The following is a 295-nucleotide window of genomic DNA, read 5'->3' on the forward strand; positions in this document are numbered from 1 at the left end:
GCGCGCGGTGCGCCAGCGCGCCCACGAGGGCCAGCTGGTGTGCCTGAGCGGCTGCGATCCGCTCAACCTGGTCGGCACCGTGCTGGCCGGCGAGAAGCTGCCCGCGCTGGCCGGCACTCGCGTGCTGTACGAGGACGGCGTGCCGGTGGCGGCGCTGGTGGCGAACAAGCCGCAGATCCTGCAGGAGGCCGAGGGCGCCACCCAGCAGCGCTGGCGCCACGCCCTGCTGCGCCGCGCGGGAAGCGGCGGCGGCGGGCTGGAAATGGCGGGCTGAAGGCCCCCCCCCCCCCCCCCC

The 295-nt window shown here is 77.6% G+C and carries 1 protein-coding gene; it reads left to right on the forward strand.

Translation table 11 applies throughout. The features are described from left to right. A partial coding sequence (locus tag ACH65_RS20425; protein ID WP_049624063.1) for a hypothetical protein occupies positions 1 to 274 on the forward strand: 274 nt, incomplete at its 5' end. Positions 275 to 295: the final 21 nt, after the last annotated feature.

This window comes from Frateuria defendens, from assembly GCF_001182895.1.
Lineage (GTDB): Bacteria > Pseudomonadota > Gammaproteobacteria > Xanthomonadales > Rhodanobacteraceae > Frateuria_B > Frateuria_B defendens.